Here is a 19,856-nt window from a genome sequence, read left to right on the forward strand (position 1 = left end):
GCTGCATCATAACCAACGGAAATACTATGGCCAGAATAACCACAGCCACCTTGCAGAAAATGAAACAACAAGGTGAAAAGATCACCACTATTACCGCCTATGATGCCAGTTTCGCGAAAATATTCGATCAAGCAGGTATTCACGCAATATTGATCGGTGACTCACTAGGCATGGTTTTACAAGGCCATGACGATACCCTACCCGTTGATATCGACCATATGGCTTATCATACACTCTGTGTAAAACGTGGTGTGGTAAACAGTCTTATTATCGCTGACATGCCTTTTATGAGTTACGCGACTACCGAACAAGCCTATATAAACGCCGCTAAGCTAATGCAAGCCGGTGCCAGCATGGTAAAAATAGAAGGTGGCCAGTGGTTAGAAGCCAGTATTAAAGGCTTAGTTGAGCGCGGTATCCCCGTTTGTGCCCATTTAGGCTTAACACCACAGTCAGTTAACGTCTTTGGTGGCTTTAAAGTACAAGGTAGAGAAAGCGATAAAGCCCTAGAGATGATTGAAAACGCCAAAGCATTAGAGGCCGCCGGTGCACAGTTATTAGTGCTAGAGTGTATTCCAAGTGCCCTAGGTAAAGCCATTACCGAAGCTATATCGATACCGACCATAGGTATAGGAGCAGGTAAAGATACCGACGGACAAATTTTAGTGATGCATGACGCCTTAGGCATCTCATGTAGTTATATGCCTAAGTTTTCACGTAACTTTTTAATCGATACTGGCGATATAAAAAAGGCAGTAGAGCTCTATATTGACGAAGTCAGTAAAGGTAGTTTTCCAGGCCCTGAGCACATATTCACCTAACCAACAACTCTGATGACACAAAGACGCGGTATATTATGTCTACCATTAGAAGATGAGCAATTAATGTATCTGTTGGCTATAAAACCCATAGTCATTAGAACTTTAGCCTTCAACAGCGAGTAGAAAGTTGAATAACCATGCAAACAATTGAACAAATTTCGAATTTACGTGGCAAAATTAATCTTTGGCGCCAACAAGGTCTTAAAATTGCTTTTGTTCCCACTATGGGCAACTTACATCAAGGGCATATGACCTTAGTAGAAAAAGCCAAATTAGTTGCCGATAAAGTGGTTGCCAGCATTTTTGTTAACCCAATGCAATTTGGCGTTAATGAAGATATCGGCAATTACCCTCGCACTATGGCGGCGGATCAAGAGAAATTACTTACCGCGGGTTGCGACTTATTATTTACGCCAACGCCTGCGATTATTTACCCCAAGGGTTTAGACCAACAAAGTTACGTTGAAGTACCGAATGTTTCTCAACACTATTGTGGTGAAAGTCGCCCTGGACACTTTCGTGGTGTAACAACGGTTGTCTGTAAGTTGTTTAATTTAGTTCAACCCGACATTGCCTGCTTTGGCTTAAAAGACTATCAACAAGTGCAAGTTATTCAAACCATGGTAGAAGACTTATCTATGCCGATTGAGATAATAGCCGTTGAAACCGTGCGAGAAGCCTCAGGTTTAGCGTTAAGCTCACGTAATAATTATCTTAATAAAGAAGAAAAAAACATAGCGCCCGCCTTAAATCAAAACCTTAAGTGGCTTGCTCAAGCCATACGAAGCAACGATGACTTTATTGGCTTAGCGCAAAAAGCAGCCCGTAATATCAATATGGCTGGCATGAAAACTGATTACATTCATATTTGTCACGCGCGCACTTTACAACCCGCAAGCAAAGACGATAAAGAACTGGTGATTCTCGCGGCCGCGCATTGTGGTAAAGCACGGTTAATCGATAACCTACAAGTAACATTAGCTTAAGTTATTTTATGACTGGATAGCTTTATAACGCACTTTATAACGCAGTGACCATTAAAGCGACTACTCAGGGTAGTCGCTTTTTTATTTGCCGATAAAAATGTTCAGGTCATCGACAGTAACAATGGCAAAAAGCTTTCACTTTCTTGTGCCAAGGTTGTTTGCTCGGCTAAAACATCTTGAAGAATAGTTTTTGAGGTCAATGGATTGGCTAATACCACACGAAAAACCAAGGTTTTACGCCCTTGATATTTTTTCACTTCAATACGGGTACGAGAAACAAAAGATTTACCATTTTCACGTTGGCGTTTTTGAATAAACTTAGTCAGTTTATCGAGTAATTCATTGATATTTTCTTGCTCAATATCATCAGCATGCGCCAACAACTTTTGCACCATGGCAGGATTGTAGCGATAAGTTAATAAGCATAACTCAGGTGTAGTGATCAGTTCAAAATCAGGCTGTTGCTCTATCAACTTAGCAAAATAATGTGCTTTTTCAATGCTGTTATTAATCAGCATTTCATAGCCAGGGCGACTGATCACGTGCAGCGCAGAATAGACCAGCATTGCCATACCTGGGCGTGAGCCTTCCAAAGTATGACTACCTAAATCTTTTGAGCCCTTACGTAAAATGTACTCCGCATGATGTTCAATGGCTGCCACCGAGGCTGGATTTTTAAACACCACTAGCCCAGCGCCCATTGGCACATACATTTGCTTATGTGCGTCGATAGTCACAGAGTCAGCTAACTCGATGCCTTTTAATAAAGGGCGATATTTATTTGATAATAAAGTGGCTCCGCCCCAAGCGGCGTCAACATGAAAATGCGCGCCATAACGTTGGGCAATAGCGGCCATTTTATCAAGGGGGTCTATATTGCCTGTTTCCGTTGTCCCAGCGACACCAACAATACTGAGTACATGAATATTTTCACTGGCTAATTGCTGACATTTAGCCGCTAGCAATTGGCAGTCAATTTTATTATTTTCATCGGTTGGAATAGCAATAACGCTGTCTTGACCTATGCCAAGTACATCGGCTGATTTTTTCAGTGAGTAATGACCACGAGCCGAGACTAAAATAGCTAAGCCATCATACTGATAGTGTTTAAGCGCCTTAAATAAGCCCTCACGCGCTACACCGTTAAAATCGCCATCAGGTTTTAGTAAGTTGTTACGCGCAACCCAAAGTGCCGTTAAATTAGCGACAGTGCCACCTGAGCAAAATGCGCCTAAGGAGTGATTAGCACTGTGCATCCACTGTTGATAAAATGGTGCTTCATCTTGATAAACTAAACGATGCATCATACCGAGGACTTGTCGCTCCATCGGGGTGAAGGCTTTAGAGGTCTCAATTTTAACCAAGTTTTGATTTAAGCCCACCATCAACTTTGACAACGGCAAAATAAAGTAAGGCAGTGCTGAGGTCATATGACCAATAAAACTTGGACTTGAGGTATGTACGGACTGAGACACCAACTTGTCAAGCAAGTGCTGCATGTGATCAGAAACAAAAGCAGGCTCTTCCGGGATCTGCGAATAAGCAAAGTCTTTTTCAATTTCGCTCAACGCTTGCTCTGTTGCCGCTATATGTGCGCCAAGGAAGCCTGCCAAGTTTTGCGACATCTCACTCTCTATTCGACCTAATGTAGAATCAGGTGCGACAGGAATGGTAAAAATGCGCAGTAAAGACTCTTCAGACGCTTTTGCCGCGCGTTTATTCACCGTCATATTTATTCACTATTAACGACTTACCTTAAGCAAGTTGATATTTATATATGAGCGGCACTGTAATAAAAAATCAAGCAAAAGTCTCGTTTTTTCAATAAAAATTGAGCTTTAAACCTAAGATTAAGCCAAATAAAGCTCAATTTAACTCACCTGAATTTAGCGGTAATACTGAGCTAAAATCGTGCTTAAGCCACTAAAGTCGCTATATAAACCAAAGCCAGTTCAACAATGGCCAAGCTGCTTAACGCCAGCATAAAAACGGTTTTTTTAATATTGTTTGTCATGATATTCATCCTAAATTACCAGTTGATATACTAAAGTAATATCAACATTCAGGCCAAAAACATAACCAAATGAAATATATAATAAAAACAATAAAAAGCAGCTTAACACTGATGGTTAAAATGCTATAAATTGGCTAAAAATTTGTTAATTTAACCAATTTTTTGTTTTTATTTTACTGCTGTCGTTACTTAAAAATACGCAATTGCCAGCATTGCTGCCCACTCGCTTGATACTTTGCCTCAAATGGCGTTAACGGCTCAGCATCATTAATCGCTGATATATCACCTTGCAAAGAAAATATACTCGCGGCCAGTTGAAACTCTTCTAAATAAAGTCGCCAGTTACTGCGTAAAATAATTTCTTGCCCAACAGCAATAATTTGTGGAAAAACCGCACTACCGTGCCAGCGTCTCTGCACATGCTTAGCTTTTGGCCAAGGGTTTGGATATAAAATATAATGCTGACTTATTTGCCAGTTAGCCGTCACAACAAGGCGATAAAAGTCATTTAAATCAGCGCGGATCAAATGATAATTCTGTACTTTTCCTTGACCGTCATCATGCTCAACTTCATCGACATTACGGTTAATTCTATGGGCAGATTTATCTACCCCTATGACTAAGGCATCCGGGTTTTGCTTGGCTAATAAGCGCGTACTTTGGCCAACACCACAACAGGAATCAAGAATAACTTCGCCCGAAAATGCGAGCACAATAGCGTTAATTTCATCAAATGCTTGCTGAGTGTGTGCTTGTATTGGCTTTCGTGATGGATGCTCAATATGCTTATGAACGATATCAACCAACTTTTCATGCATATCGGGTTGGTTAGTTTCAATCATTCTTGAGTCACCGATTATTTCTGTATTGCTCATTACTTTTTACCTATAAATTTCAATTTATTAGCTAGTGGTTAAGCTTAACTTCTTAAGCCAATACCTTTAGTAATTAACACCATAGCAATAGTGTACAAACTCACAATAAGCACGCCTAACACTGAAAATGACAAGGTCAAACTCACATCAGAAATACCTAAAAAACCATACCTAAAAGCACTGACCATATACACAATAGGATTGATTTGCGATACACCTTGCCAAAAATCAGGTAACAAACTGATCGAATAAAATACTCCGCCCAAATAGGTCAGTGGCGTTAATATAAAAGTGGGGATAATAGATATATCGTCAAAACTACCGGCGAAAATGGCGTTAATTAACCCCCCTAAAGCAAAGGTAGCTGAGGTAAGTGCCACTGTGCTAATAATCACCCAAATGTTATGTATTTGTATATCAACAAAAAACATAGATACTAGCGTCACTATACTGCCGACTAACATGCCTCGTGCCATTCCGCCGCCCACATAACCAGCAACAATTACCCAATTAGGTACAGGTGCCACCAACATTTCTTCCACATTTCGTTGCCACTTGGCACTGAAAAATGACGAGGCGACATTAGAATATGAGTTGGTAATAACACTCATCATAATCAAACCGGGCACAATGAATGACATATAATCAAAGCCACCCATTTCACCAATACGCGAGCCAATTAACGAGCCAAAAATAACAAAATATAAACTAATGGTAATCGCTGGTGGCACTAAGGTCTGCACCCAAATACGCATAAAGCGGTGTATTTCTTTGTGCAGAATACTCTTAAGCGCAATGATATTTCTAGATGATGCCATAATATTTATTCCTTAACCGCGCTTTTGCTTGCTGCTTGACCGCTACCGACTAGACCGACAAATAACTCTTCTAGGCGATTACTTTTATTTCGCATACTTAATACTTCAATACCTTGTTTATTGAGATCAATAAACACAGCATTAATGGTTTGACATTTTTTAACGTCAACTTCTAAAGTGTGATCATCAATCACTCTAGAGCTAAAATCCGCCAAGGCTGTTGGCACACTATTGGGTTTTAAATCAAAAACAAAAGTTTCGACATCTAATTTAGCTAATAAGGATTTCATATCGGTGTTTTCAACGATAATACCTGAGTCTATAATGGCAATATTTCGGCAAAGCATCTCAGCTTCTTCCAAATAATGTGTGGTTAAAATAATGGTAATGCCTTGCTGATTAAGCTCACGTAAAAACTCCCACATTGAGCGGCGTAGTTCAATATCTACACCGGCAGTAGGTTCGTCAAGTATCAGCATTTGTGGTTCATGCATTAATGCTCGAGCAATCATTAACCGACGCTTCATACCCCCTGAAAGCATACGGGCCGAGTCATTACGTTTATCCCATAAGTCTAATTTTTTTAAATATTTCTCAGCTCGCTGAACCGCTAATTTACGCTCTACACCGTAGTAACCTGCTTGGTTAACCAAGATTTTCATTAACGACTCAAATTGATTGAAATTAAACTCTTGCGGTACTACACCAATAAAGCTTTTCGCTGTTTCAAGTTCTTGATCAATATCATGTCCAAAAACAACAACTTTACCTGCCGTTTTATTCACTAATGACATAATAATGCCGATAGTGGTCGATTTTCCGGCGCCATTGGGGCCAAGCAAAGCAAAAAAATCGCCTTGTTTAACCGTCAGATCAATACCTTTAAGTGCTTGAAAGCCACCTTTATAGGTTTTCTTTAATCCTGATATTTTTAATGCTGATTGCATAGCGAACCTCAAAAAAATTGCGTGCCTTTAATGTGGGGGCAAATTAGTCATTTTCAACTTATAATGCCTTGTGCTTTAGCCAAAACGCACTGAGTAAGTTAACGAGTAATAATGGCGAACGAGTGAAAAGTTGTGTTCAAGGCCTTTGCCTTGCCACGGGAGAAAAATGCCATTAATTTAAGCAAGGGTATCATTGCTCAGCAACAAAAAAGCCCGCAAAATGCAGGCTTTTGTCATTAGCCAATAGTAGCTAAAACTTAAGACTTACCCGCACGTGACACATAGTCACCATTGCGCGTATCAACCTTTACCACATCACCTATTTGGACAAATAGTGGTACACGTACCACGGCGCCGGTTGCCAGTGTTGCCGGTTTACCGCCAGTGCCTGCGGTGTCACCTTTTAGGCCAGGGTCAGTTTCAGTAATTTGTAATTCAACGAAGTTCGGTGGCTCGACTGAAATAGGGTTACCATTCCAAAATGTAATGGTACAAATATCACCTTCCGCTAACCACTTAGCGACATCGCCCACAGCTTTATCATCGGCCGCCACTTGTTCAAAGGTTACATTATCCATAAAATGCCAAAACTCACCATCAGCATATAAATAACCTAACTCTGAATCCATCACATCGGCGCCTTCAACACTTTCACCTGATTTATACGTTTTTTCTAATATTTTGCCAGATATTAACTTACGAATTTTAATACGGTTGAATGCTTGCCCTTTACCTGGCTTTACAATTTCATTATCGATAATGTTACAAGGTTCACCATCAATCATTAATTTAAGTCCAGCTTTGAACTGGTTAGTGCTAAAATTAGCCATAATTATTATGCTCGTTCGTTCACGCAGTACACGCAAAGGTTAAAAATTGAATATAGAAATGCCGCAAATAATAACCCAAATCAGCGATAAATTGCACACTTCTTGGCAAAAAGAATTGGCAAATGTTATTACTGACCCAAAAACCTTGTTAGACTTGGTCGAAATTTCACCAGAAAGCTATCAACAGCACTTTGCTGCACGTAAACTATTTCCTGTACGTGTGCCGCGCCCCTTAATGACTCGCATTAAAAAAGGCGATATCAACGACCCTATTCTAAAACAGGTTATGCCATTAGATCTAGAGTTCTCAATAACTGACGGTTATAGCGAAGATCCATTAGAAGAACATGACACCGTTGCCCCCGGATTGCTGCATAAATATAAACATCGCGTACTAATGATGGTGAAAACAGGCTGTGCGATTAACTGTCGCTACTGCTTTCGCCGCCACTTTCCTTATGCCGATAACAGCCCAAATAAGGCAAGATGGCAACAAGCACTTAGCTATATTGAGCAGCATTTAGAAATCAACGAAGTGATTTTTAGCGGTGGCGATCCCTTAATGGCCAGTGACGAGCACTTACAATGGTTAATTACCGAAATTGAAAAAATCCCCCACGTGACACGGTTACGTATTCACACCCGTTTGCCCATCGTTATTCCACAGCGTATAACGCCAGCTTTGGTTAAAACCTTAAGTTTAACAAGACTTAAACCTGTGATCGTTTTTCACGTCAATCATGCCAACGAAATCGACGCTAACGTTTCACAAGCGATTGAACCTTTGCTTGCGGCCAGAATTCCACTCTTTAATCAAAGCGTATTGTTAAAAGGCATTAATGACAACGCCAAAACGCTAGCAGCACTAAGTGAAGGCTTATTTGATGTTGGTATTCAACCTTACTACTTACATTTATTTGATAAAGTACAAGGCGTCGCTCATTTTGATGTCACAGAAGCAGAGGCAAAAAAAATAACTTTGCAGCTATTGGCGATTTTACCTGGCTATTTAATGCCAAAACTTGTCAGAGAAATTGCGGGAGAAGCGAACAAAACACCGATCAATTTAACCTGACCTAACCTTGGCCAAATAAATATCACCATAATTTAATGCTAAAACTTGTTAGAGAAATTATCTTAGAAGCTAACAAAATGCCATTCAATTTGGCATAATAGCGCCATTGAAGACACGAAACGAAGATGAGTTATTATGAGCGAAGCGGTACACAAACAATTAATCGATAATATTTCGATCATTTTAAAGAAATCACTGGCGGCAGACGCCACATTAACTACATTACGTGAAGCCAAACAAGCAGGCTTTGCGGCAATATTCACCCCAGACGCTGGCTTTAAATGTTCAGCAAATACTTTTCAGCCTTACGTTGAAGAAGTAGCCAATGATTTGGTTTTTTGGCAAAAAACCTCTGATCAGCAAACACTGATCGATATTGTAAAAAAAATAGAGCAGTTATTTATGGTGTTGGCAAAGCTTGAACAAAGCTAAATAGCTAACAGTTAAAACCAAAAAACGCAGCTTTACTGCGTTTTTTTATACCTGAAATTTTATCTTTTACTGATAAATTTTCACTTAAAGCTGACAACTCATAGATTTTCGCTGGCACAATGGTTACTGAAAGTGCTAATGAAAAACTCGGATTAGAACGCTCTGATTAGACCGCTCTAATTAGAAAAATCAGGCTATTTAATCATCTCATTTTCAAAGGTCTTTCTAAACCAATCATCAAGCATATCTTTTTCATAACTTAACGATTCATTACGATATCTAAAACTGTTATGCATTAAAAAACCCATATCTTTTAATGAAACCTCTGCGCTTTTAACCACAGTATTATCGGCATTTAATAATTGGTAACTAAACTCCATACGCGGAAAAAAGATATCTTTTATAATACGAATACGTTTCGTACCACCAAAATTAACATCGCCGGCTAAATCTAGATTCGTTATATCAAAAACTAATTTTTGTTGTTCTGGTAGCGCTTCAGCCATTTTAGCAAAATGCTCTTCAAAGGCTTTAAAGGTTCTGTCTTTAAAATGTTGACGATGTTCTTGACCCGCATCAATATCAGAATACTTGTCAGGATTTGTCCACTTAACTTCAACTTGCGCCGCTTGTGCTGTTGCCGCTGATATTAAAACGACAACAAGGCCTAATAAACCTGTCATAAATTTATTCATCATTTCATCCTCTTTATTGCTTTCAGTATAATAATAGACCGTAGAACCTAAGAAAAGTATCGATCTAATTGTTAATGATTGTGTTATACCATTTTAAGCGGGTTTATAACCCTGTACCCGCACCCTATCAATATCATAGGTACGTAGCTAATATTATTTACAGTATCAATAACATTTAGTCTGCAACGCTGACGTGATGACGTGACAGGCACTGTGCGCAACTTAACGATACAGTTAAAAGGCGGTTTAGTGCTTCTAAGTAGCGCTTACTCTTTTTCCAATCAAGTAAGAGTTTATCTAACTCTTTCGTACTCATCTTCAGCTATTTCATCTCTAACTCAGTCAAGTCTGCATTTATAAAATTAATACCTTCTACCTTGAATGCTTCTTTTTCGAGAGCATTAAGTTTAACTGGAGACTTAGCATCCAAGACTCTAATTGCCCAACTGCGAATAGCATTTTTTTCAGGAATATTCTCTTGTGCTTGTTTGCTTGTGTGTCTTGCAACATCCTTATTTAGAATGTTGATGGCTAATGTTACATATTTAGCGTCGACTTTTGTGTTTTCGATCTAAGTTGATATTAGCCAACTGGATATAATTAAGGCAATTGGAAAGCTAGACCTGTTAACCATTGGATTGTTTTTTCATTTTTTTCTAAAAAATTTTTCAAAATAGTTGGTTCCTTTTTAGTTAATGCGTTGTGTCGCGCTGCTATAATCTATGGTTTGCTAGGATTGAGTATGATCGCTCTAGATACACCATATGCTTTGCTTAATCCTAAGGCTAACTTAATACGTATTTCTGCTTGCTGATCTGAGGTGAATTTCAAGCCTGTTTTTTACGACGTTTAACATGGTTTAAGGTAATTTAAAGTAATAACAAAGTGAATAATCTATAGCGAATAAAAATGAAAAAAACCATTCAAAAAACTACCTAGTGAACTTTTTTATTGCGGTAATAAACGAAAAGGCGACAATCCTCTTTGCTTTGTAAACGGCTATTTTATAATTTTTATTTTCTACTGACTATTTTTTTACTTTGCATGTTTGAAAAAAAACGAAGACAAAGAAAGCAAAAAACGGTGTTTTTCAAGACAGTTGTCGCCTAAATTGTTAAACCGCTTCTTTGTTTTGCTCGAGAATAGCTATCAAGTGTCACCGCCCCTTTTTATTCATGGAATTCATATCATTGAAAAATTCAAGAACGATAAGCCCATTCACAACAAGGGATTAGCGTCGATTGAAAAGAATTAACTCCTTTGAATATAAGGATGATATATTTAAGAAATATTTTAATTAAAGTTCATCATTTATTGCAATAAGCTGGTTTATTTATCTTTTTTCATAAAATAAGGAATACTTGCCTGATGCCCTACTATCACAATCCTGCAAAACCAGCCTATCAAACAGTATCATCCCTATTTACACCTTTGCTGGTATTGTTATTTTCCTTGCTGTCTACTAACTTTTGTTTTGCAGAATCAACGGTTAACCTAAAGCAAGTGATGCAGGGAGAAAGCACTGCTTTAAGTATTTATTATTTAGAAGATCCAGAAAAAACGTATAACATTGAGCAATTACAATCCGCCGCCTTATTATCAAGATTTCAACCACTGCCTGATGGAAAAAGTGGTTTTGGTATCAGTTCCTCAGGCTACTGGCTTAAAATTATAGTTAGAAATACTGACGACACTGAGTTGTTATGGTTGCTAGAGGCAGTTCATCTGCAATGGGATCATGTCAAATTATATATTAACGGAGAAAAAAAATTTTACGCCGGAGATCATATCCCCTTTACACAACGTGCTTTTGCATCTGAAAGCAATGTCTTTGAAATAACGACCCCTGCAAAGGCAGAACAACAATTATTGATTCATTTATCTTATGATCAACCCGGCCTGGCTGAAACAAAGATTAGACTATGGACAGTAAAGGAATATAGTCAGTACTATGCAAACCGATATTTTATTATCGGTGCCATGTTCGGTTTAGGTATAATACTGTTTTTTTATAATCTATTTATTGGCTATTCCACTCGCTTGGGCGCATTTTTTTGGTATAGCGCATACCTTATCAGCGCACTGTTCGCTTTATTGACTAACACAGGATTTGGCTATCGCTACCTGTGGTCAACTTCAAACTGGTTTAGCGATTTTTCGCCTGTTTTGTTCATCGCCTTAGTAATGATAATGGCCACTCAGTTTACCCGCTCATTTTTACATACCGCGACTGATTCAGTAACTATCGACAGGCTCTTACAATTAATATTTGTTATAGCTGGACTATCCATTTTTTTCAGCTTGCTAGGGTATCGTCACTATGCCGTTATTTTAGCTCACCTTAGCATGTTGACTTCTATTTTTTTTCCCGTTATCGGTTGGATCATCTATTTAAAAGGCAAGTCATATGCTCGCTTTTATATTTTAGGATGGGGTATTTGGTCTCTGGGTATGACTTTAGCCTTATTACAGGATATCGACATGATTCCAATAACGCTATATTCTGATCTATCCACTGGATTGTGTTTTTCTATTGAAGCAGCTCTGCTTTCCTTTGCCCTTGCAGACCGGTTTAACCAACTCACGAAAGAAAAAGAAAAAATTGAATTAATTCATATTGAGCATCTAGAAAAAGATCAGCAACTACTCGAGCAACTTGTCACCGTACGTACCAAAGAACTGGAGCAAGCAAGAGATCACGCAGAGTTATTAGCACGAACCGATCCCCTAACTAACATGTTAAATCGTCGCGCCTTTTTTGAGTGTGGTTCTATAGAAGTTGAACGTAGTTTACGATATAAATCACCATTGGCTCTAATCATGATTGATCTGGATCACTTCAAGTCTATCAATGATAACTATGGTCATGCAGCAGGTGATAATACTTTGTTATCCGTTGCTAATACATTAAAATCGATCATACGCAATGTGGATATCATTGGACGGATAGGAGGAGAAGAGTTTGCGGTAATCGTACCCCATGCTGATCTGGAACTTGCAACTGAACTAGCACAACGCCTTAGACTAGGCATAGAAGATACAGAAATAATTATTGATGACATGTCGATAAATATCACTGCGTGTTTTGGCGTCACTAGTATCAATGTAAAAAACGAATCATTGGATGAAGCATTAAAACGAGCCGATGAGGCACTTTATATGGCAAAAGATAATGGCCGCAATCGGGTTGAACAAGTTATTTAATGAACCGGCTATGTTCCCATTAACCTTTGCTGAATAATAAACAAACTGTTTTCATTAAGCTTTTTTTGATTATCTAATAATCTGAACCCGCCAAGGTAGTGCTCTAGCTATTTACTCGCCACACCGTGAAAACTCGCAATACTTTACCCTCAATCATGCAAGCGAGATAGTTGAGCCACTTCCCTTTAAGCCGTAAATGAGCTAATGATGTGCCTGTTGTCGCTCTAAAGTTTTTTACAGTGATCGCAGTGGTAGCATTGCGTCACCTTCACCTCCGTGGCGCTTGATTAAACTGCTGTAACAGTGTAGAAATTCTGAATGAGACACAAGATGTTGTTCCAATTGTCTGATTAAAAAACGAATATAATCTTCGCTTTGAATTTGAAAAAAATAAAAGGGGTCGGTGACACTTGAAAATATATTTCATTTGATTTGCCTACTCACTCACTTATTAAATAAGAAATGCAAAAATCCAAATTAGTGCTCTTTACCTAGTAAAAAGTCTTAACTGCCTTGGTTATTTTTCTTAGCTGCCAATTATTATCTTAGCCCTCCGAAAATAGAGCTGCGACCGTCCGGCATGAGCTTAAAGCAGGCATTAGGTTTTACTGGAAAGTAGCTTTCGCTTTGTCCACAATTAACACATAACAAAAATGTTATTAGATATTAATAAACAACTAATAAAAAAGCCCGAACATTGTTATACGGGCTTTCGTTTAAATGAAGAGCTTATGTAATAAAAATCACATAATGCCACCCATACGTGATTTATCCATTTGTTTTTATTATAAATTAAATATGGGAATTTTATTGCCCCCCCCTTTATACCCCTACGAACCAAGTGCTTTAATTAACCATTTGAAATTTGATGAAATGATATTTTTATTTATAACTTCAAAATGTTTCACCTTTTTCCAAAACAGAGCCGCTATTAATACATATTCAATAGAACTAATCACTCATATTCCAAAGACCAATCACAGCCTCTCTTAGGTTACCTTTGTCAGTAGTTGCCACAAAACCGACCTAATTTAGGCATGAATTTATCTTCACAAATAGTCCGCTTTACCACTATTGCTACCGGTCAAAAAGTTACATTGTGATGGCCGTTCAGTAGGCTTTAGTTTGTTTCACCATATGCACTCCTCCAGAAAAAGGACATTTAAAACGGCAACAAAATGGCTAACTACATCGCCTTTACTCTTTTGCTTAAGGTAATAAATTTGAGCGGTTTAGCTAGATTTTAGTTAATTACGGACTTAATTGATTGCTATGAAAAATGAATGTTATTTTGTTCATAACTTTTTTGTTTCACCAATAGTTAGTTAAATTCACCATTTATTTATATTGCTTACGTTGTAGTATTTTTAATCTATTGAATTTAAATGAGTTATTTGTGGCGTTATTTTTGCTCAGTAATTGAATCTTGATTTATAAGGAAAGTACAATGTTATTTGATATTCAATCACTTAGCCATAAATACCAGAGTGGCAAAGATACTAAGTTTGCAATCAAATCACTGTCGCTACAAGTTGAGCCAGGGATTTTGGGATTGTTAGGCCCAAATGGCGCAGGAAAATCTAGCTTGATGCGAATTCTTGCAACGATTACTAAACCAAGCCAAGGAAATATTTTCTGGCAGGGGCAAGATATTATTAAGTCCCCTCAAATATTGAGGAAAGAGTTGGGTTACTTGCCACAATATTTTGGCGTATATGATCAGTTATCAGGCATCGAGTTTTTGCAATACATCGCTAGCTTAAAAGGATTAGATAAATCAATTGCAGATCACACAATTGAAGCTTTACTTCATAAACTCAACCTAACGCACGCTGCACATATGCCATTAAAGGGCTATTCTGGCGGTATGAAACAGCGTATTGGGATTGCACAGGCATTACTTAATGATCCTAAGTTGCTGATTATTGATGAACCAACCGTTGGCCTAGATCCACAAGAGCGTGCTAATTTTCGCCAATTATTATCCGAGTTGGCAGGTAAACGTTGTATTATTTTCTCTACGCATATAGTGGCAGATGTTGAATCAATTGCAGATCGCATTGCGATTATGCACTCAGGGCAATTAATTCAATCAGAATCACCCAGTACACTTCTCGATAAAGTCGCCAATAAATGTTGGCAACTAACGGCCAATTTAAGTGAACTTAAACCTATCCAGCATGAATTTATTGTAAGCCATAGTGTGCGTAAAGAATCTAAGGTTGAACTAAATATTGTTGCTGACTTCTGCCCTGATGCAAGAGCCATTTCAAGAGCACCGTCATTAGAAGATGCTTACCTTTATTTTACCAGCAACCGACAAGCTCAAACTGCCTATGCGAGGGCAAGTTAATGACTCAAGTATGGCAATGCATTACTGCTGATTTCAAACAACGAACCCGCCAACAAAGTTTTGTAGTAACACTTCTGGCGATGTCGGTACTAACATTACTTTTTTTCCCTTCCCCTGATGCCCATTATCAAACACTAGTGATTAATGGTTATCGTGGTATCTACAATAGCGCTTGGCTTGGTATATGCCTAGCGATGTTGAACGTATTGTTCTTACCTATTATCTGTTTTTATTTGGTAAAAAATGCGCTTGAATTAGACCGACAATCAATGACGGCAGAACTCATCGCAGCCACGCCTATTAGTAAATTGACTTTCTTGTTAGCTAAATGGTGCACGAGTGTATTAATTTTAGTTTCTATTGTGCTGGTTATGCTGTTGAGTAGTATTGTGATCCAGCTTTATTATGGAGAAAGTTATCACATAAATCTTTGGGCGTTAACATGGCCACAGATAGTTTTTGTATTGCCCATGCTATTAGCAATTGCCGCTATCGCAATAATGTTTGAGTCAATTAAGTGGCTTAAAGGCGGGTTGGGCAATGTCGTGTATTTTTTCTTATGGATTGGCTCCATTGTTCAAACCATTGAAAGCGTTTCTGGGATCGGCGCATTACTCGACCATTTAGAGGGAGAAGTTGCTGAGCGCTTTCCATTACAGCAAGGTGATACGAATATAGGGGTAAATATTAGTAATGAAGCAAATGAAATAAACACTTTTGTTTGGCAAGGAATAGAGCCGACAATAGCCCACCTATGGGCTGCCCTGCCTTTACTTTTTATTTGTCTTAGTTGTTTAGCATTAGCGTTTATATTTTTTGACCGTTTTAGCAAAAATTCAATACCTGAAAATAAACCGTCTTCATGGTTGAGTTTCACCTTGCAAACTCGAGTGGGAGGCCTACTTGATACTTTTTTTATTGCATTAACCAAGCACTTTGCCTTTACTCGCTTATTACGATTAGAGTTAAAATTAATACTCAAAGGTCATTCAGTGTATTGGTTTATTGGTTTACTGGTGTTAAATATCATTCAGTTGTTTATCAGTCAAAAATTGCTTATTAGCCTTGTTTTACCTATTTCGTGGTTATGGTGTGTTTTGGTGATTTCTCAACTAGGGCAATTAGAAAAACAATTTAATACGTTAGAGTTGGTCACCTACAGTAAACAATCATCTATTTTACAAAGCTTGGCCTGCTATTGTGCGGCATGGATATTATTAGCCTTAGTAAGTATGGGCAGCGTCGTCCGTTTTGCTGGAAGTGCTGAATGGTTATTACTCGTCCAATTGATTATCGCCATTTCATTTACTGTATCACTTGCCTATTTTTGTGGTGCACTCACTGGAACAAAACGTATGTTTGAAGTGCTTTATCCTGCACTTTGGTACATAGGACCCATTCAAACAGCATTATATGTCGATTTTTTTGGTGTTAATAGCCAAGCAAGTTGGCAGGCAGGCGTGCCTTATTATTTTGTAGCTACTTCAATAAGCTTACTAATGTTAACCATTAGGGCTAAAAGCACTCGTTAATCTATGTATATAGTAGGGTCAGTTGCAGATCTCTTTACTTGTATCAGATACGTTGAATTGACCGATTGAACTCACAACTTAAAGCAGGCATTAGGTTTGGCTGGAAAGTAGCTTTCGCTTTATCCACAATTAAGACATAACAAAAGTGTTATTAGATATTGATAAACAGCTAATAAAAAAGCCCGAACATTGCTATTCGGGCTTTCGTTTAAATGAAGAGCTTATGTAATAAAAATTACATCATACCGCCCATTCCACCCATACCACCGCCCATGCCGCCCATATCAGGTGCGCCAGCATCTTTAGTAGGTGCGTCGGTGATCATCGCTTCTGTTGTTAGCATTAAGCCAGCAACTGAGGCAGCGAACTGTAAGGCACTGCGCGTTACTTTAGTTGGGTCAAGAATACCCATTTCTAACATATCGCCGTAAGTACTATTGCTCGCATTGTAACCGTAGTTACCTGTGCCGCCAGTACGTACTTGGTTTAATACTACTGAGGCTTCGTCACCTGAGTTAGTGGCGATTTGACGTAAAGGAGCTGACATTGCACGGATAGCAACGTTGATACCATGAGTTTGGTCTTCATTGCTACCTTCTAAGTCTTTAATAGCATCGGCTGCACGAACTAAGGCAACACCACCACCAGCAACTACGCCTTCTTCTACCGCGGCACGTGTTGCATGTAATGCATCTTCAACACGGGCTTTTTTCTCTTTCATTTCCATTTCTGTTGCTGCACCAATTTTGATAACCGCAACACCGCCAGCTAGTTTAGCTAAACGTTCTTGTAATTTTTCTTTATCGTAGTCAGAAGAAGAATCTTCAATTTGACCGCGAATTTGCGCTACACGTGCTTTAATTTCAGCGTCTTCGCCAATACCATCGATAATAGTCGTATTGTCTTTAGAGATAACTACACGTTTAGCTTGACCTAAATCTTCTAATGTTGCTTTTTCAAGCTCCATACCGATTTCTTCAGAAATCACTGTAGCTTTCGTTAATGTCGCGATGTCTTGTAACATAGCTTTACGACGGTCGCCAAAACCTGGTGCTTTAACAGCAGCCACTTTTACGATACCACGCATATTGTTAACCACTAATGTAGCAAGTGCTTCGCCTTCAACATCTTCAGCAATAATAAGTAATGGCTTACCCGATTTAGCAACACCTTCAAGTGTGCCTAATAATTCACGGATATTAGATATTTTTTTATCAACTAATAAAATGAAAGGGTTTTCTAATTCAACACTGCCACTTTCTTGGTTATTGATAAAGTAAGGAGAAAGGTAACCACGGTCAAACTGCATGCCTTCAACAACGTCTAGTTCGTCAGTTAATGCCTGACCTTCTTCAACGGTAATAACACCTTCAGTGCCAACTTTGTCCATCGCTGTTGCAATGATTTTACCAACAGTTTCGTCAGAGTTAGCAGAAATAGTACCTACTTGCTCAATTGCTTTGTTGTCGCTACATTCTTGAGATAAACCTTTCAGTGCTTCAACGGCAGCAATAACGGCTTTGTCGATACCACGTTTAAGATCCATTGGATTCATGCCCGCTGCAATTGATTTTAAACCTTCGTTTACAATTGCTTGTGCTAAAACAGTGGCTGTAGTTGTTCCGTCGCCTGCTTCATCATTGGCTTTAGAAGCAACTTCTTTCACCATTTGTGCGCCCATGTTTTCGAATTTATCGTCTAATTCGATTTCTTTTGCTACCGATACACCATCTTTAGTGATCGTTGGGCCGCCAAATGATTTGTCTAAAACTACGTTACGACCTTTAGGGCCTAAAGTAACTTTTACTGCATCTGCAAGTACGTTAACGCCTTTAAGCATTTTTGCGCGTGCGTCGTTACCAAATAATATGTCTTTTGCTGCCATTTTCATGATTCCTTGTAAACTGTATTTGTACCAAACTTAATCAGTACAATATAATAGGTAAAAATTAATAATTATTCGACGATGGCTAAAATGTCAGTCTCTGACAATATAAGCACTTCTTCACCATCAATTTTTTCAGTTTTTGTTCCGTAGCCTTCACTGAAGATAACTTGGTCGCCAATTTTTACATCTAAGGCCCGCACGTCACCATTTTCTAGCATTCTGCCTTTGCCTACCGCAATGACTTCACCACGTGTTGACTTTTCGGCAGCACTACCCGTTAATACAATACCGCCAGCAGACTTTGATTCTACTTCTTTACGTTTGATAATCACACGATCGTGTAATGGACGAATACTCATTTTGTTCTCCAGAAAAGTTTTATTTTATAAAAATAATGGACTAAAATTTTGGTGCTATTTGCTTGTAGAAGTAAGATGGGGATTAAATAAAACTTCACAAGTCCCTCTCGATCTTTTTTTAATCTTTGCGCTCAAATTCACCATCCAAAGTTTGACCTTCATGTGGTGGCTGAAGGTTTTCTTGAAACGGGCTTTCGGGTTGTTTGGAAAAATCATCTTGGTTTTGACTCTGGTTTTGGTTCTGGCCATGGCTGTGACTATGAAACTGAAAACCTTGCTGGCTGGTGTTATTACTGGAGATATGCGACATAACGCTACCGGCAATGGTATGACGAACCGCAGGGATCAATAAACTCAAACCCAGAAAGTCAGTCACAAAACCCGGGGTTACCAACAATACGCCCGCTACCAACAGCATTAAAGCCGTAACAATTTCATCTGACGGCATTTGCCCTTGCGCCATTTTTGTTTGTACCGAATTTAAGGTTGAAATGCCTTGTTGTCGGACATATTTTGCCCCCAACCACGCGGTGAATATTACCATGCCAATGGTTGGCCAAACGCCTAAAACAGCGCCAACCTGCATCAAAACAAAAATTTCAATAATCGGAATAATAATAAAAAGTACAAATAAAAGCCGAAACATAGCAGTGCCTAATAATCTTTAATGAAACTAATATGGGGGTTAACAGGTCTTTTTCAAGCGAGCTATCTTTTTAGCTATGCTCAATATCATTAAGTTTTATACAAACCTAGGCTTGATACTTACTGATTGAAAAAGATCAGCGTAAACTGCCCCCTACACTTGTTATTGACTAATGTAGCAAACATGAGTTTTCTGACCGTTTTTTTTCAAGAATTTAGCTTTACTTTTAGCTTCAATATAACAAATATCATGATGTCTATGCATGGTTATAGCGTTAAGGCATTACTGAAACTTGATGGGTAAATATATCGCCGGTTGGCCCAATGTTTAGCGAATATTATATCGCTTTTTCGCCGGTAAGAAAGTGTACATAGTAGAGCA

16 protein-coding genes are annotated in these 19,856 nt (G+C 38.6%); 7 read left to right on the top strand and 9 right to left on the bottom strand.

The genetic code is table 11. The features are described from left to right. Positions 1–26: 26 nt before the first annotated feature. Both panB and panC read left to right on the top strand, forming a co-directional pair. Positions 27–821, top strand: coding sequence for a 3-methyl-2-oxobutanoate hydroxymethyltransferase (gene panB / locus H4J54_RS14920; RefSeq protein ID WP_182191797.1), 795 nt, complete (start codon positions 27–29; stop codon positions 819–821). Between the two features lie 137 nt (positions 822–958). Beyond that, on the top strand, positions 959–1,807 hold the full coding sequence (gene panC, locus H4J54_RS14925; protein WP_182191798.1) for a pantoate--beta-alanine ligase: 849 nt from the start codon (positions 959–961) through the stop codon (positions 1,805–1,807). A gap of 101 nt (positions 1,808–1,908) precedes the next feature. Here panC and panP read toward each other — a convergent pair whose 3' ends face one another. The 5 genes from panP to efp all read right to left on the bottom strand — a co-directional run bounded on the left by panP (position 1,909) and on the right by efp (position 7,291). Then, complete coding sequence (gene panP / locus H4J54_RS14930) at positions 1,909–3,537, bottom strand: pyridoxal-dependent aspartate 1-decarboxylase PanP (protein ID WP_182191799.1); 1,629 nt, start codon at positions 3,535–3,537, stop codon at positions 1,909–1,911. Positions 3,538–4,006: 469 nt separating this feature from the next. Continuing rightward, entirely contained in the window at positions 4,007–4,696 is a 690-nt protein-coding gene (locus H4J54_RS14935; RefSeq protein ID WP_182191800.1) for a tRNA (guanosine(46)-N(7))-methyltransferase TrmB, read from the bottom strand. 44 nt (positions 4,697–4,740) lie between these two features. Beyond that, the gene (locus H4J54_RS14940; RefSeq protein WP_182191801.1) at positions 4,741–5,514 is read right to left on the bottom strand and encodes an ABC transporter permease; all 774 of its coding nucleotides are present in this window, start codon (positions 5,512–5,514) and stop codon (positions 4,741–4,743) included. 5 nt (positions 5,515–5,519) lie between these two features. Next, positions 5,520–6,461, bottom strand: coding sequence for an ABC transporter ATP-binding protein (locus H4J54_RS14945; protein WP_182191802.1), 942 nt, complete (start codon positions 6,459–6,461; stop codon positions 5,520–5,522). A 257-nt stretch (positions 6,462–6,718) separates the two neighbouring features. After that, on the bottom strand, positions 6,719–7,291 hold the full coding sequence (efp, locus tag H4J54_RS14950; RefSeq protein WP_146879317.1) for an elongation factor P: 573 nt from the start codon (positions 7,289–7,291) through the stop codon (positions 6,719–6,721). 46 nt (positions 7,292–7,337) lie between these two features. Between efp and epmB the strand changes: the two genes are divergently transcribed. Together epmB and H4J54_RS14960 are read left to right on the top strand one after the other, a co-directional pair. Further along, positions 7,338–8,366 (top strand): EF-P beta-lysylation protein EpmB, encoded by a 1,029-nt coding sequence (epmB, locus tag H4J54_RS14955; RefSeq protein ID WP_310650099.1) that lies wholly within the window; start codon positions 7,338–7,340, stop codon positions 8,364–8,366. Positions 8,367–8,501: 135 nt separating this feature from the next. Next, positions 8,502–8,798, top strand: a complete 297-nt coding sequence (locus tag H4J54_RS14960) for a hypothetical protein (protein ID WP_182191803.1) — start codon at positions 8,502–8,504, stop codon at positions 8,796–8,798. Positions 8,799–8,992: 194 nt separating this feature from the next. On the opposite strand, the gene H4J54_RS14965 is transcribed toward H4J54_RS14960, so the two are convergent. Further along, positions 8,993–9,496 carry a DUF3016 domain-containing protein gene (locus tag H4J54_RS14965; RefSeq protein WP_259366993.1) on the bottom strand — a complete coding sequence of 168 codons (504 nt, stop codon included), beginning with the start codon at positions 9,494–9,496 and terminating at the stop codon, positions 8,993–8,995. A 1,365-nt stretch (positions 9,497–10,861) separates the two neighbouring features. Here H4J54_RS14965 and H4J54_RS14970 point away from each other — a divergent pair. The 3 genes from H4J54_RS14970 (at position 10,862) to H4J54_RS14980 (ending at position 16,582) form a co-directional block, all read left to right on the top strand. Beyond that, entirely contained in the window at positions 10,862–12,697 is a 1,836-nt protein-coding gene (locus H4J54_RS14970; RefSeq protein WP_182191804.1) for a diguanylate cyclase, read from the top strand. 1,447 nt (positions 12,698–14,144) lie between these two features. Beyond that, positions 14,145–15,050, top strand: a complete 906-nt coding sequence (locus tag H4J54_RS14975; protein ID WP_182191805.1) for an ABC transporter ATP-binding protein — start codon at positions 14,145–14,147, stop codon at positions 15,048–15,050. Then, a complete protein-coding gene (locus H4J54_RS14980) occupies positions 15,050–16,582 on the top strand; it encodes an ABC-2 transporter permease (RefSeq protein ID WP_182191806.1) in 1,533 nt (510 codons plus the stop codon). Before H4J54_RS14975 ends, H4J54_RS14980 begins: the two co-directional genes overlap by 1 nt. 235 nt (positions 16,583–16,817) lie before the next feature. Here H4J54_RS14980 and groL read toward each other — a convergent pair whose 3' ends face one another. The 3 genes from groL to H4J54_RS14995 all read right to left on the bottom strand — a co-directional run bounded on the left by groL (position 16,818) and on the right by H4J54_RS14995 (position 19,475). Beyond that, a complete protein-coding gene (gene groL / locus H4J54_RS14985; protein WP_182191807.1) occupies positions 16,818–18,467 on the bottom strand; it encodes a chaperonin GroEL in 1,650 nt (549 codons plus the stop codon). A gap of 71 nt (positions 18,468–18,538) precedes the next feature. Next, positions 18,539–18,829 (bottom strand): co-chaperone GroES, encoded by a 291-nt coding sequence (locus tag H4J54_RS14990; protein ID WP_182138150.1) that lies wholly within the window; start codon positions 18,827–18,829, stop codon positions 18,539–18,541. A 118-nt stretch (positions 18,830–18,947) separates the two neighbouring features. After that, positions 18,948–19,475, bottom strand: coding sequence for an FxsA family protein (locus H4J54_RS14995; protein ID WP_182191808.1), 528 nt, complete (start codon positions 19,473–19,475; stop codon positions 18,948–18,950). Between the last annotated feature and the right edge of the window lie 381 nt (positions 19,476–19,856).

This window comes from Colwellia sp. MB3u-8, assembly GCF_014076985.1.
Taxonomy (GTDB): domain Bacteria; phylum Pseudomonadota; class Gammaproteobacteria; order Enterobacterales; family Alteromonadaceae; genus Cognaticolwellia.